The organism is Variovorax sp. JS1663 (assembly GCF_002157355.1).
GTDB lineage: Bacteria > Pseudomonadota > Gammaproteobacteria > Burkholderiales > Burkholderiaceae_C > Variovorax.
Map to the genome: position 1 here is coordinate 54,621 of NZ_LYMK01000008.1, position 13,261 is coordinate 67,881.

The 13,261-nt window shown below is 67.7% G+C and carries 12 protein-coding genes; 7 read left to right on the plus strand and 5 right to left on the minus strand.

Going from position 1 to position 13,261, the window contains the following annotated elements:
• Window positions 1-11: 11 nt before the first annotated feature.
• The 6 genes from pstC to phoR all read left to right on the plus strand — a co-directional run bounded on the left by pstC (window position 12) and on the right by phoR (window position 5,672).
• Complete coding sequence (gene pstC / locus A8M77_RS09195; protein WP_086921251.1) at window positions 12-1,085, plus strand: phosphate ABC transporter permease subunit PstC; 1,074 nt, start codon at window positions 12-14, stop codon at window positions 1,083-1,085.
• Complete coding sequence (pstA, locus tag A8M77_RS09200; protein WP_086921252.1) at window positions 1,082-1,969, plus strand: phosphate ABC transporter permease PstA; 888 nt, start codon at window positions 1,082-1,084, stop codon at window positions 1,967-1,969. Before pstC ends, pstA begins: the two co-directional genes overlap by 4 nt.
• 5 nt (window positions 1,970-1,974) lie before the next feature.
• Window positions 1,975-2,757, plus strand: a complete 783-nt coding sequence (pstB, locus tag A8M77_RS09205; RefSeq protein ID WP_086921253.1) for a phosphate ABC transporter ATP-binding protein PstB — start codon at window positions 1,975-1,977, stop codon at window positions 2,755-2,757.
• 10 nt (window positions 2,758-2,767) lie between these two features.
• On the plus strand, window positions 2,768-3,469 hold the full coding sequence (gene phoU / locus A8M77_RS09210) for a phosphate signaling complex protein PhoU (RefSeq protein WP_086921254.1): 702 nt from the start codon (window positions 2,768-2,770) through the stop codon (window positions 3,467-3,469).
• Between the two features lie 126 nt (window positions 3,470-3,595).
• Window positions 3,596-4,288, plus strand: coding sequence for a phosphate regulon transcriptional regulator PhoB (phoB, locus tag A8M77_RS09220; RefSeq protein WP_086921255.1), 693 nt, complete (start codon window positions 3,596-3,598; stop codon window positions 4,286-4,288).
• Window positions 4,289-4,328: 40 nt separating this feature from the next.
• Complete coding sequence (phoR, locus tag A8M77_RS09225; RefSeq protein ID WP_086921378.1) at window positions 4,329-5,672, plus strand: phosphate regulon sensor histidine kinase PhoR; 1,344 nt, start codon at window positions 4,329-4,331, stop codon at window positions 5,670-5,672.
• Here phoR and A8M77_RS09230 read toward each other — a convergent pair.
• The 3 genes from A8M77_RS09230 to A8M77_RS09240 all read right to left on the minus strand — a co-directional run bounded on the left by A8M77_RS09230 (window position 5,626) and on the right by A8M77_RS09240 (window position 9,072).
• Complete coding sequence (locus tag A8M77_RS09230; RefSeq protein WP_086921256.1) at window positions 5,626-6,996, minus strand: MATE family efflux transporter; 1,371 nt, start codon at window positions 6,994-6,996, stop codon at window positions 5,626-5,628. The genes phoR and A8M77_RS09230 overlap by 47 nt on opposite strands.
• The gene (locus A8M77_RS09235; protein ID WP_086921257.1) at window positions 6,993-8,720 is read right to left on the minus strand and encodes a hypothetical protein; all 1,728 of its coding nucleotides are present in this window, start codon (window positions 8,718-8,720) and stop codon (window positions 6,993-6,995) included. The genes A8M77_RS09230 and A8M77_RS09235 overlap by 4 nt, the downstream gene beginning before the upstream one ends.
• Window positions 8,721-8,805: 85 nt before the next feature.
• Window positions 8,806-9,072 carry a type B 50S ribosomal protein L31 gene (locus A8M77_RS09240; protein WP_086921258.1) on the minus strand — a complete coding sequence of 89 codons (267 nt, stop codon included), beginning with the start codon at window positions 9,070-9,072 and terminating at the stop codon, window positions 8,806-8,808.
• A 150-nt stretch (window positions 9,073-9,222) separates the two neighbouring features.
• On the opposite strand from A8M77_RS09240, the gene A8M77_RS09245 reads away from it, so the two are divergent.
• Window positions 9,223-10,284 (plus strand): oxidoreductase, encoded by a 1,062-nt coding sequence (locus A8M77_RS09245; RefSeq protein ID WP_086921259.1) that lies wholly within the window; start codon window positions 9,223-9,225, stop codon window positions 10,282-10,284.
• Window positions 10,285-10,417: 133 nt separating this feature from the next.
• Here the strand turns inward: A8M77_RS09245 and rho are convergent, their stop codons facing one another.
• The gene (gene rho, locus A8M77_RS09250; RefSeq protein WP_086921260.1) at window positions 10,418-11,683 is read right to left on the minus strand and encodes a transcription termination factor Rho; all 1,266 of its coding nucleotides are present in this window, start codon (window positions 11,681-11,683) and stop codon (window positions 10,418-10,420) included.
• Window positions 11,684-11,875: 192 nt separating this feature from the next.
• Entirely contained in the window at window positions 11,876-12,208 is a 333-nt protein-coding gene (gene trxA / locus A8M77_RS09255; protein WP_086921261.1) for a thioredoxin TrxA, read from the minus strand.
• Window positions 12,209-13,261 lie beyond the last annotated feature (1,053 nt).

The following is a 13,261-nucleotide window of genomic DNA, read 5'->3' on the forward strand; positions in this document are numbered from 1 at the left end:
GACCGGCGCGTATGAGCAGCACCCCGCTCGACCACGCGCCGACTTCGGAGCGACCCGTGTCATCCACTTTCCCCGCTGCCGCCAATCCCCTCGACCTGCCGGCCGAGGGCGCACGCGCCAACACCAGTCCGCCGCCCGTGCGCAAGCCGCGCACCGGCGCCACCACAGACCGCCTGTTCGGATGGGCCGCCAAGGGCGCTGCGCTGCTCACGCTCGCGATGCTGATCGGCATCCTGCTGTCGCTGCTGGCCGGTGCCTGGCCCGCCATCGCCAAGTTCGGCCTCGGATTCCTCACCAGCAGCGTGTGGGATCCGGTGCAGAACGAGTACGGCGGCCTGGTGATGATCTACGGGACGCTCGCCACCTCGCTGATCGCGCTGATCATCGCGGTGCCGGTGAGCTTCGGCATCGCGCTGTTCCTGACCGAGATGTCGCCGGCCTGGCTGAAGCGGCCGCTCGGCACCGCCATCGAGTTGCTCGCTGCCGTTCCGTCGATCGTGTACGGCATGTGGGGCCTGCTGGTGTTCGGGCCGATCCTGTCCACCTACGTGCAGCAGCCGCTGCAGAAACTCTTCGCCGGGGTGCCCTACCTCGGCGCGCTGGTGTCCGGCCCGCCGGTGGGCATCGGCATCCTGTCGGCCGGGATCATCCTGGCGATCATGATCATTCCCTTCATCGCCTCGGTGATGCGTGACGTGTTCGAGGTCACCCCGCCGCTGCTCAAGGAGTCGGCCTACGGGCTCGGCTCCACGACCTGGGAAGTGGTCTCGAAGGTGGTGCTGCCCTACACCAAGGCCGGCGTCATCGGCGGCATCATGCTCGGCCTCGGCCGCGCGCTGGGCGAGACGATGGCGGTCACCTTCGTGATCGGCAACACCAACCAGCTCAATTCGCTGTCGGTCTTCGAGGCCGCCAACAGCATCACCTCGGTGCTGGCCAACGAGTTCGCCGAGGCCGGCGCGGGCCTGCACCAGGCCTCGCTGATGTACCTGGGCCTGGTGCTGTTCTTCATCACCTTCGTGGTGCTTTCGCTGTCCAAGCTGCTGCTGCAGCAGATGCAGAAGAGCGAGGGCAAGAAGTCATGAGCAGTACCGCGGAAAAGCTCCTCAGTGCCAAAACGCTCCACGAGACGCGTGCGGCCAAGTTCGCGAGCCGGAAGCGCATCAACGTCATCGCGCTGTCGATGTCGCTGGCCGCGATGGCCTTCGGCGTGTTCTGGCTGATCTGGATCCTCTGGGAAACGCTGCGGCTGGGCGTGGGCGGCCTGGCGATCGCCACCTTCACCGAGATGACGCCGCCGCCCAACGAGGCGGGCGGCATCGCCAACGCGATCTTCGGTTCGCTGGCGATGGTGCTGCTGGCCACCTTCGTGGGTACGCCGATCGGCATCATGGCCGGCATCTACCTGGCGGAATACAACCCCAAGGGCCTGCTGGCAAGCGTGACGCGCTTCGTCAACGACATCCTGCTGTCGGCGCCCTCGATCGTGATCGGCCTGTTCGTCTATGCGATCGCGGTGGCCTATTTCAAGAGCTTCTCCGGCCTGGCCGGTGCGCTGGCGCTGGCGCTGATCGTGATCCCGGTCGTGATCCGCACCACCGAGAACATGCTGCAACTCGTGCCTCCGGGCCTGCGTGAGGCCGCCTATGCACTCGGCACGCCGAAGTGGCGCGTGATCATGAACATCACGCTGCGCGCGGCGCGCGCCGGTGTGGTCACGGGTGTGCTCCTGGCGGTGGCGCGCATCGCCGGAGAGACCGCGCCGCTGCTCTTCACCGCCCTCAACAACCAGTTCTGGACCGCCGACATGACCCAGCCGATGGCGAGCCTGCCGGTAACCATCTTCAAGTTCGCGATGAGCCCCTACGAGAACTGGCAGCAGCTGGCCTGGGCCGGCGTGTTCCTGATCACCATCGCCGTGCTGGCGCTCAACATCCTTGCCCGCGTCGTGACGCGCAACAAATTCTGACCATCATGGCAAACACCACCGTCGCACAACCGGCCCGCGCGAAGATCTCGGTCAAGGACCTGAACTTCTACTACGGCAAGTTCCACGCGCTCAAGGGCATCAACCTCGAGATTCCCGAGAACAAGGTCACGGCCTTCATCGGCCCCTCGGGCTGCGGCAAGTCCACCCTGCTGCGCACCTTCAACCGCATGTTCGAGCTCTATCCCGAGCAGCGCGCCGAGGGCGTGATTGCGCTGGACGGCGAGAACCTGCTGACCTCCAAGCAGGACGTGGCGCTGATCCGCGCCAAGGTCGGCATGGTGTTCCAGAAGCCCACGCCCTTCCCGATGTCGATCTACGACAACATCGCCTTCGGCGTGAAGCTGTTCGAAAACCTGAGCGCGTCCGAGATGGACGACCGCGTCGAATGGGCACTCAAGAAGGCGGCGCTGTGGACCGAAGTGCGGGACAAGCTGCAGCAGAGCGGTTCGGGCCTCTCCGGCGGCCAGCAGCAGCGCCTGTGCATCGCCCGTGGCATCGCGATCAAGCCCGAGGTGCTCCTGCTCGACGAGCCCTGCTCGGCGCTTGACCCGATCTCGACGGCGAAGATCGAGGAACTGATCGCCGAACTGAAGAACGAATACACCGTGGTCATCGTGACCCACAACATGCAGCAGGCGGCGCGTTGCAGCGACTACACCGCCTACATGTACCTGGGAGACCTGATCGAATTCGGCGCTACCGAAGAGCTATTCTTCAAGCCGAAGCGCAAGGAAACCGAGGACTACATCACCGGCCGTTTCGGCTGAAAGGGGCGACATGACCGAAAAACACCTCTCCAGCCAGTTCGACAGCGAACTCAACACGGTCTCATCTCGCGTGATGGAGCTCGGCGGCATGGTCGAGTCCCAGATCAGCCAGGCCGTATATGCGTTGGCGCAGTTCGACACGGACGCGGCAGACCGGGTGATCGAGACCGAGACGCGCGTCAATGCGATGGAGATCGAGATCGACCGCGAGCTGTCGTCGATCATCGCGCGGCGCCAGCCGACCGCGCGCGACCTGCGCCTCCTGATCGCCATCTCCAAGACCACCGCCAATCTGGAGCGCGTGGGCGACGAGGCCAACAAGATCGCGCGCATGGTCAAGTCGATCATCGAGAGCGGCTCGGCGCGGGCGCTGCCGTCCACCGAGCTGCGCATCGCCGCCGACCTGGCCTCTGGCCTGCTGCGCAAGGCGCTCGACGCCTTCGCGCGTCTGGACACGGCTGCTGCGTTGTCGATCCTCAAGGACGACGACCTGATCGACAAGGAGTTCGACGGCTTCGTGCGCAAGCTGGTCACCTACATGATGGAAGACCCGCGGACCATCTCGGCCAGCCTGGACCTGCTGTTCCTGGCCAAGGCGATCGAGCGCATCGGCGATCATGCGAAGAACATCGCGGAGTTCATCATCTACATCGTCAAGGGCGCCGACGTCCGGCACACCTCGATGCAGGACATCGAATCCGCATTGCAATGAGCTCTCCCCCAGGCTACGCGCACTTCGTGTCGCTCCGCCAACCCCCTCACCGGGGGCAACACCAGCGGCCCGGCAAAGCCGGTTCCGCGGTGTTTGCTGGAAAGAAATCATGAAGGCCCTTGTTGAATGAAGAAACCCCGCGTCCTGATCGTCGAAGACGAGTCCTCGATCGCCGAACTGATTGCCGTCAACCTGCGCCACAACGGCTTCGAGCCGATCTGGGCCGAGGACGGCGACTCGGCGCAGCGCGAGATCGATGCCTTCCTGCCCGATCTCGTGCTGCTCGACTGGATGCTGCCCGGCCAGAGCGGCCTGCAGCTCGCGCGCCACTGGCGCAAGGACCCGCGCACCAAGACCATGCCCATCCTGATGCTGACGGCGCGCGGCGACGAGCCCGACAAGGTCGCCGGGCTGGACGCGGGGGCGGACGACTACATCACCAAGCCTTTCTCCACGCAGGAACTGCTGGCCCGCATCCGCGCCGTACTGCGCCGCCGCGCGCCTGAGGTGGTGACCGAGCGGGTCGAGATCGGCGAGCTGGCCCTGGACACCGCCACCCACCGCGTGACCTGGCAGGGCGCGCCGCTGAAGGTGGGCCCCACCGAGTTCAAGCTGCTCGGCTACCTGATGCAGCATGCAGAGCGCGTGCACAGCCGCGCGCAGCTGCTGGACAAGGTCTGGGGTGACCATGTCTACATCGAGGAGCGCACGGTCGACGTGCACGTCAAGCGCCTGCGCGAGTCGCTCGGCCCGGCGGCGCCGATGGTCGAGACGGTGCGCGGCGCAGGCTACAGGCTGACCGCCCAGGTCGCGGTGTGAGGTGCGCGCCGCCGGTGACCCGGCGGCACAATGGGTGGGCATGCCGTTTCGTATCGCTACTTTCCTGATCGCCTCCTGCGTTGGAGGGGCGCTCGTCTCGGCCGTGTTCGGGCTGCACTACCTGTGGCTGGGCGCCTGGCTCGGCGTGGTGGTGTGGCTGTGCCTCGATGCCTGGCGCGCCCAGCGGCTGCTGCATGTGCTGCGCAACGATGCCGCCGGGCTGCCGTCGCGCGGCCCAGGTGTCTGGGGCGAGATGGCCGAGCGCATCCGTAAGCTGTTGCGCACGCGCGAGCAGCAGGCCCGGCAGGCCGAGGACCGGCTGCAGGAGTTCCTGGCCGCCATCCAGGCCTCGCCCAACGGCGTGGTGCTGCTGGACGAGCAGGGCCGCATCGAGTGGTGCAACCAGACCGCGGCTGGCCAGTTCGGTATCGATGCCGAACGCGATTTGCTGCAGCACCTGTCGAACCTCGTGCGCGATCCCGCCTTCGTGGCTTACCTGGCGTCCTGGAACTACAGCCGCGACGTGGTGATCGATGCGCCGTCGAAGATCCACGGGCACCGCGGCCAACCGATGCGGCTGTCGGTGCAGGTGCATCCCTATGCCGGCAATCGCCGCATGCTGCTCACGCGCGACATCACCTTGCTGGAGCAGGCCGAGGCGATGCGGCGCGACTTCGTCGCCAACGTCTCGCACGAGATCCGCACGCCGCTCACCGTGCTGGCCGGCTTTGTCGAGACCCTGCAGAACCTGCCGCTGGATGCGCAGGAGCGCTCCCGCTACCTCGCGCTGATGAGCCAGCAGTCGCACCGCATGGAGACGCTGGTCAACGACCTGCTGACACTGTCGCGCCTGGAAGGCAGCGCCGCGCCGCCCGCGAACCGCTGGACCCGCATGCGCGCGCTGATGGCGCAGTGCGAGGACGAGGGCCGCGGCCTCTCGGCCCGTCTGAACGCGCAGGGGCACCGGCTGAGCTTCTCGCTGGAGACCGATTCCGAGGTCGCCGGCGCGGCCACCGAGTTGCAGAGCGCGATGTCCAACCTGCTCAGCAACGCCATCCGCTACACCCCCGGCGGCGGCGAGGTGGCGGTGACCTGGCGCCTGCTGCCGGACGGCCGCGGCGAATACGCGGTGCGCGACAGCGGCCCCGGCATCGCGGCCGAGCACATTCCGCGGCTGACCGAGCGCTTCTACCGCATCGACCGCAGCCGCTCTCGCGAGACCGGCGGCACTGGCCTCGGGCTGGCGATCGTGAAGCACGTGGCGCAGCGGCACGGCGCCGAGTTGCGCATCGAGAGCGTCGTCGGCAAGGGCTCGCGCTTCGCGCTGGTCTTCCCAGTCACGCGCCTGCGGCAAGCACCGCAGCTGAGCGTCGCCGCCGCCTGAGCGTGGCGAGCAGCAGCAGCACCAGCAGCACCGCGGCAAGCGTGAGCGCCAGGGTGCTCATGAGCCAGAAGGCGAGAGGCGACTGCATGGCCGGCCAGGGGCCGATGCCGCGGTAGGCCAGCAAGTAGCTGCCGCCCAGTCCTACACCCCACAGCAGGGTGCAGTACAGCACCAGCGGCATCACCGTCACGCGGTAGCAGCGCAGCAGGAAGACGCACAGCGTCTGCACCGCGTCGGCGACGTGGTAGCCGGCGGTCGCCAGGAGCAGCGTGGCACCGAGCGCCACGACCGTGGGGTTGTCGGAGTAGATGGCCGCCAGCGGCTCGCGCAAGAGGGCCATGGCCGTCCCGAACAGCAGGGCGCAGAGGATCGCCAGCTCGAAGCCCCTGGCGCAGGCGCGGCGAGCGAGCGTGGCGTCGCCGGCGCCGAGCCAGAAGCTCACCCGCGCGCTGGTCGCGATGGACAGCGACAGCGGCGCCATGTAGGCGACAGCCGTGAGGTTCGCGGCGATCTGATGGGCCGCGGTGGCGGCGGTGCCCAGGCGCGCGATGAAGAGAGCCATCAGCGTGAAGGAGGTGACCTCCACCAGTACCGCGAGACCCGCCGGAATGCCCAGCCGCGCGAACTGGCCGAGCTGTTGCCAGTCGGGTGCCTCGATGCGCTGCCACAGGCGGTAGGTGCGGTAGAACGGCTGGCTGCGCAACAGCCAGATCGCACAGCCGAGCAGAGTCCAGTTCACGGCCAGGGTGGCCCAGCCGCAGCCCACCAGGCCCAGCGCCGGAAGGCCGGCACCGCCGAAGGCGAACCAGATCGTCAGGGGCAGCTTTGGCAGCAGCGAGCCCATCTGCAGCCAGGTCACGAGCTGCGGCCGGCCCAGGCTCTGGTTGAGGGTGCTGAACAGGCGAAACAGCAGCGTGGGCGGCAGGGCGAAGGCGAGCACCCGCAGGTAGGCCTCGACGTCGGCGCGCATGGCCTGCGGTACCTCGGCCCAGCGCAGCAGCGGCGCGGGGAAGAGCAGGATCGCCATGCCCAGGCCCATGGCCAGCAGGCAGAGATAAAGCGACTGCCGCACCGAACCGCCGACCTCGGCCGTGCGCTGCGCGCCGTGCAGCTCGGCCCAGACCGGCAGCAGGGCCTGCATCATTCCCATCAACGCGACGTAGACGCTGACGTAGATGGCGGAGCCCACCGACAGCGCTGCCAGCGCGCCCTCGGCATAGCGGCCTGCCACGATGGCGTCGGTGACACTGAAAGCCATCACGGCCAACTGGCCTGCCAGGACCGTCCCCGCGTGCCTGGCGATGATCCGCCGCTCGCTGGTCAAGGCCGGGTTCTTTGGTAGAGCAGCAGGTCGTCGCTGGGACTGGTGGGGCGGCGCAGGGTGCCGATCAGGCGCCAGCCTTCGAGGTTGACGAGCGTGTGCAGGCGCCCGATGGCCTCGGGGCTCACCACCAGCCAGGGACAGCTGGGACCGTCCAGCAGGGGCTGCAGGTTGATCTGGCCATGGTGGCGCAGCGCCGCGATGTGCGGCCGGCTGAGTGCCAGCTCGGACATGCACGTGGGCTGGCCGACGCGCTCGACGATCGTGCGCACCTGGGGTGCGTAGCTGCGCGCGTAGTCCAGGACCGGCAGCCACAGCGTCATCAGCAGCATCCAGCACAGGGCCGCGCCGCCGCCCGGCAGCACCAGGGTCTTCCACAACGCCGCGCGGTGCCGGCCGGTGCGCCAGCGCACCAGCCAGGCCCAGGCCAGGGTGGCCACGATGGCGAACACCAGGGCAGTGATGGAGAAATGCGGCACGAAGCCAGGTGCCAGCTTCGCCACGTTGGAGGCTGTCTTGGCCGGAAAGCCGGTCTGCATGGCAATCCAGATCACCCAGATCAGGATCGCGGTGCCACTGAAGAAGAGCAGGGTGAACCAGTCGATCAGTGCCGCCACGCTGCGCCGGAAGGTGGGGAGCGCGAACGCGGCCAGTGTCGCGAAGGCCGGCAGGGCCAGCAGCAGCGAGCGTTCGGAGAAGCTGGTGGTCCAGGTGGCTGCCAGCGGCACCAGCGCGAACCACAGGGGCAGCGCGACATGGCGCGCCGTCAGCTGCCGGCGCCAGCGCCAGAGGGTCCACACCGCCAGGGGCCAGGCGGGCCAGGTGAACCACAGCAGCAGCTTGGCCTGGCTGCGCAATGCGGCGCGCACGGTCTCGCCGGGCTGGCTGCCGGGCAGCTCGATCTTCCATTGCAGCAGGCCGAGCCAGGCCGCCAGCAGGCCGGCCAGCAGGGTGGCGCCGAAGATCGCACCGATGGCGGCGGCGGAATAGCCGGGCTCCTCGTCCACCTGCTCCTGTGTGCGCCGGCGGCGGTCCATTGCGAGAAAGACGAAGCAGCCGGTGCCCAGTGCCAGACCGACGGTGGGGCCGCCGCTGAGCGTCATGCCGCTGGCGCCGACTGCCAGCGCGACGAGCGGGCCGAGGCGACGGTAGGGCAGGGCTGCCACGCCGTAGAACAGCTGCGAGGCGAAAAAAAGTTGGGCCAGCGCCGGCGTGGTCTCGTGGCCGAGCTGGGCCAAGCCCAGGCTGGCGATCAGCGCCAGCAGGGCGCCGTCGGCGATGGCGCGGGCGTAATCGGTAGGGCGCGCCTCGCCGCCGAAGGCGAAGGCGACCGGCTGCGCCTGGGTGGTGCGGGCCAGGTAGTACACCGCGTACCAGGTGGCGGCGAATGTGCCCCATAGCAGCAGCGCGAACGCGATGCGCACCGCCAGGTCGGGGTGGACCCAGGCCGGCGCGATCTTGATGGCCCAGGCGCCGATCCAATAGGGAATCAGCGCCGGGGTCTCGGGCCGCAGGCCCAGCAGCATCGGGTCCAGCCAGCGCGCCAGGCCGTCGGTGGAGTGGGCCAGTTCGGCCATGTAGCCGAAGGCCGCGATGTCGGCGCTCTTCCAGGGGCCGCGCCCCAGCAGCCCGGGCATCAGATAGGCCGCGCACAGCAGGATCAGCGCGACGCGCGGCAGACGGCGCACGGCGCTCTGGGCAACGATGGCTGGCGTCGGCTGGTTCAACGGGAGCTGTGTCGGGGCTGGGGAGGGCTAAAACAAAAAGGGCAGCGCGGTAAACCGGGCTGCCCTCGACTCGGAAGCGCCTGCCTTACTTGGAGGCGGCACCGCCGGTCTTGCCGAAGCGGTTGCGGAACCTCTCGACGCGGCCGCCCATGTTGTCCACCGACTTCTGGGTGCCAGTGTAGAAGGGGTGCGACTCGCTCGAGGTGTCGAGCTTGAAGAGCGGCAGCTCGCGGCCGTCGTCGGTCTTGCCGGTTTCCTTGGTGTTCACGCAGGAACGGGTGACGAACTTGAAGCCGTTCGACAGGTCGACGAACAGGACCTCGCGGTAGTTCGGGTGAATGCCTTCTTTCATGGGTGTTTCCTTGGTCGATGCGAGAGCCACGGCAGCCATGGACTTGAACCGGGACATCCCGGCTCGGCTGGCAGGGCGCCAGGCCGCACTTTTCGCGAAGCTTTCAATTATCGCATACTGGCCGCTTTGGGCGCCAGCGCCGTTCATCCCATGAATTCACGCCCCCTGCGCGCCGGCCTGGTCGGCTTCGGCTTTGCCGGCCAGACCTTTCATGCACCGGTGCTTTCGGCCGTTCCAGGCCTCCAGTTGGGGGCAGTGGCCAGTTCGCAGCCGCACAAGGTCCACGCGGAGTGGCCGGGCGTGGACGTGGTCCCCGATCTGACGGCGCTGCTGGGGCGCGACGATATCGATCTGGTCGTGGTGGCCACCCCCAACGCGCAGCACCACCCGGTGGCCCGGGACGCCCTGGCCGCCGGCAAGCATGTCGTGGTCGACAAGCCCTTCACCCTCGATGCGGCCCAAGCCCGCGAACTCGCGGTGCTGTCGCAGCGGCAGGGAAGGCTGTTGTCGGTCTACCAGAACCGGCGCTTCGACTCGGATTTCCTGACGCTCAAGGCATTGCTGGCCAGTGGCGAACTGGGCCGCCCGGTCTACCTCGAATCCCATTTCGACCGCTATCGGCCGCAGGTGCGCGAGCGTTGGCGCGAACAGCCGGTGCCGGGTGCGGGTCTGTGGGTGGACCTGGGTTCGCATCTGCTGGACCAGGCGGTGCAGCTCTTCGGCCGGCCCGACACGCTGCAGCTCGACAGCGCGCTCCTGCGGGACGGAGCGCTGGTGGAGGATTACTTCCATGCCGTGCTGCGCTACGAAACCGGCATGCATGCGCCGCTGCGCGTCGTGCTGCATGCGACCACGCTGGCCGCCCATGCCGCGCCGCGCTACATCGTGCATGGCACGCGCGGCAGCTACATCAAGCGAGGCGTGGATCCGCAGGAAGACGCCCTGCGTGCGGGCCAGCGGCCAGGCGGCGAGGGATGGGGTGCCGATGCGCTGGAAGGAGAGCTCATGATGGCCACGGACGACGGTCGGTTCCGGGTGCGCAAACTTCCGACGCAGGCCGGCAACTACGTGGCCTACTACGCCGCCGTGCGCGACGCAATCCTGGGCCAGGGTCCGAACCCTGTGCCGCCCGAGCAGGCCGTGGAGCTCATGGAGTTGCTGGACCTCGGCCGCCAAAGTGCGGATGAAGGCCGCGCACTCCTCGCGCGCTGAAGAATTCTAGCTAGGCAAGCGCAACGAAGCCCGTTCGGGGAACACCGCGGAACCGGCTTTGCCGGGCCGCTGGTGTTGCCCCCGGTGAGGGGGTTGGCGGACCACACGAAGTGGGGGAGCCTGGGGGTGAGCCTTATCCCCCGCGGCGCATCATGTCGAAGAACTCGACATTGGTCTTCGTCGCCTTCATGTTCTTGAGCATCAGCTCCATCGCCTCGATCTCGTCCATGTTGTACATGAGCTGGCGCAGGATGCGGGTCTTCTGCAGGATCTCGGGCGGCAGCAGCAATTCTTCGCGGCGGGTGCCGCTGCGGTTGAGCTGGATCGAGGGGAACACGCGCTTCTCGTAGAGGCGGCGGTCGAGGTGGATTTCGGAGTTGCCGGTCCCCTTGAACTCCTCGAAGATCACTTCGTCCATGCGACTGCCGGTGTCGATCAGCGCGGTGCCGATGATGGTCAGCGAGCCGCCTTCCTCCACGTTGCGCGCCGCGCCGAGGAAGCGCTTGGGCCGCTGCAGCGCGTTGGAATCCACGCCGCCGGTCAGCACCTTGCCCGAGGAGGGCACGACGTTGTTGTAAGCACGGGCCAGGCGGGTGATCGAGTCGAGCAGGATCACCACGTCCTTCTTGAGCTCGACCAGGCGCTTGGCGCGCTCGATCACCATCTCGGCCACGTGCACGTGACGCGCCGCTGGTTCGTCGAAGGTGGAGGCGATGACCTCGCCCTTCACCGTGCGCTGCATCTCGGTCACTTCCTCGGGCCGCTCGTCGACGAGCAGCACCATCATGTGGACCTCTGGATAGTTGGCGCTGATGGCGTGCGCCATGTGCTGCATCATCACCGTCTTGCCGCTCTTGGGCGGCGCCACCAGCAGGGCGCGCTGGCCCTTGCCGATGGGGGCGATGATGTCGATGATCCGCCCGGTGATGTTCTCTTCGCCCTTGAAGTTGTCGCGCTCCAGGCGCATCAGCTCCTTGGGGAACAGCGGCGTGAGGTTCTCGAACATCACCTTGTGCTTGTTCGCCTCGGGCGCACCGCCGTTGACCTTGTCCAGCTTGGTCAGCGCGAAGTAGCGCTCGCCATCCTTGGGGATGCGCACCTCGCCCTCGATCAGGTCGCCAGTGTGCAGGTTGAAGCGGCGCACCTGGCTGGGCGAGATGTAGATGTCGTCCGTGCTGGCGGTGAAGCTGGTGTCGGGGCTGCGCAGGAAGCCGAAGCCGTCCGGCAGGATCTCGAGCACGCCGTCGGCGAAGACCTGCTCGCCCGCCTTCGCACGCTTCTTGATGATGGCGAACATCAGCTCCTGCTTGCGCATGCGGCCGGTGTTCTCGATCTCCAGTGCTTCAGCCTGCTTGAAGACTTCAGACACGTGGAGTGCCTTGAGTTCGTTTAAGTGCATGGAACAACCCCTTGCGGGGAAACTGTCGGAAAGAACCAGGGGGGAGGTTTGGGAAGAGGCGAGGAGGCCTCACAAACCGGGGAACTCGAACCGGCTGCCAGAAAGAAGGGCCGGTGAACTGTGAAGATTATGACAGGAAAAGCGAGAAGAGCTGCCAGCGCATTGCACGCCGGCAGCCCCGGGGCATGGAGCTCAGGCGAGCTGCTGGTCGATGAAGGCGGTGAGCTGCGCCTTGCTCATCGCGCCGACCTTGGTCGCCGCCAGCTGGCCGTCCTTGAACAGCATCAGCGTCGGGATGCCGCGAATGCCGAACTTGGCGGGGATGTCGCGGTTCTCATCGACGTTCATCTTGGCGATCTGCAGCTTGCCTTCGTAGGTGGCCGAGACTTCGTCCAGGATGGGGGCGATCATCTTGCAGGGACCGCACCACTCGGCCCAGTAGTCCACGAGCACGGGCTTGCCGGACTGGAGCACGTCGGCTTCGAATGAGGAATCGGAGATGTGTTTGATGAGTTCGCTGGCCATGGGATGGGTCCTTCTTTGCTGGATGATGGTGCAGCTAAAGTGCGGGCCATTGTGACAGAAACCAAGTGATGGCGTGGTCGGCCCGCACGCTATGGCCCCGATAGCCAAAGCCCTACAACAAGCCTCGATGATCCCCCCCGAACTTCATCCTGCCCACGCGCTCTGGTGCGACCCGGCCGAGGGCCTGGTCGCCCGCATCGCGCGCCTGCTGGCCGGGCGCGGGCTGCATCCGGCGCGCGCCGTGGTGCTGGTGCCCTATGCGCAGTTGATGCAGGTGGCGCGCACCATGTGGGCGGCCTGCGGCGCACCCGGCTTCGCACCCCGCTTCGAGACCACGCGCAACTGGGCGCGCAGCGTGGGAGGCTTCACGCCCGCAGCCGACGACATCGCCTTCGACATGGCGCAAGACCTGTTGACCGCGCAGTCGCTGCTGGCCCGCGCGGGCTTGGGCGGCGCGCGCAGCGCACTGACAGGGCGCCTGGTCGAGATCGCCCTGCAGCTGGCGCCGCTGGCCGCGGCCGAGCATCCGGACGAGCGTCCTGCCTGGGCTGGGCGGGTGCGCGAGGCGCTTGTGGCCGGCAAGGGCTCGGAGTGGTTCGACACGGAGAGTGCCCTCAATGGCGTGGCACTGGCCTGGGCAGCCAATTCCGCGTATGCCACCGACCTGCTGCTCGGTGGCGCCGCGCTGGATGGCGCCGACCACCTGGTGCTGCTCGAAGGCCTGCAGAGCGATCCGCTCGCCAACCGGCTCGCGGCCCTGTTCGGCGAGCGCGTGCTCCGGCTGCCGCTCGCGACGCCGGCCGCGCCCGCTTGCACCGCGGCCCTGCATCCTTGCGCCGATCCGGAAGACGAGGCCCAGCGCGCCGCAGCCTGCGTGCTGCAGCATCTGGCCGAGGGGCGCGCTCCGGTGGCGCTGGTGGCGACGGACCGCGCGCTCACGCGCCGCATCAGCGCGCAGCTGAGTGCCCACGGCGTACAGCCGCGCGACGAGACCGGCTGGAAGCTCTCCACCACCCGTGCCGCCGCCACGCTGATGAGTGCCCTGCGCGCCTG

What these genes read in the sequence shown, in the direction of transcription:
- rho (WP_086921260.1), bottom strand. Translation starts at nt 11,683, where the DNA reads ATGCACTTAAACGAACTCAAGGCACTCCACGTGTCTGAAGTCTTCAAG.
- pstC (WP_086921251.1), top strand. Translation starts at nt 12, where the DNA reads ATGAGCAGCACCCCGCTCGACCACGCGCCGACTTCGGAGCGACCCGTG.
- A8M77_RS09240 (WP_086921258.1), bottom strand. Translation starts at nt 9,072, where the DNA reads ATGAAAGAAGGCATTCACCCGAACTACCGCGAGGTCCTGTTCGTCGAC.
- phoU (WP_086921254.1), top strand. Translation starts at nt 2,768, where the DNA reads ATGACCGAAAAACACCTCTCCAGCCAGTTCGACAGCGAACTCAACACG.
- trxA (WP_086921261.1), bottom strand. Translation starts at nt 12,208, where the DNA reads ATGGCCAGCGAACTCATCAAACACATCTCCGATTCCTCATTCGAAGCC.
- A8M77_RS09245 (WP_086921259.1), top strand. Translation starts at nt 9,223, where the DNA reads ATGAATTCACGCCCCCTGCGCGCCGGCCTGGTCGGCTTCGGCTTTGCC.
- pstA (WP_086921252.1), top strand. Translation starts at nt 1,082, where the DNA reads ATGAGCAGTACCGCGGAAAAGCTCCTCAGTGCCAAAACGCTCCACGAG.
- pstB (WP_086921253.1), top strand. Translation starts at nt 1,975, where the DNA reads ATGGCAAACACCACCGTCGCACAACCGGCCCGCGCGAAGATCTCGGTC.
- phoR (WP_086921378.1), top strand. Translation starts at nt 4,329, where the DNA reads ATGCCGTTTCGTATCGCTACTTTCCTGATCGCCTCCTGCGTTGGAGGG.
- phoB (WP_086921255.1), top strand. Translation starts at nt 3,596, where the DNA reads ATGAAGAAACCCCGCGTCCTGATCGTCGAAGACGAGTCCTCGATCGCC.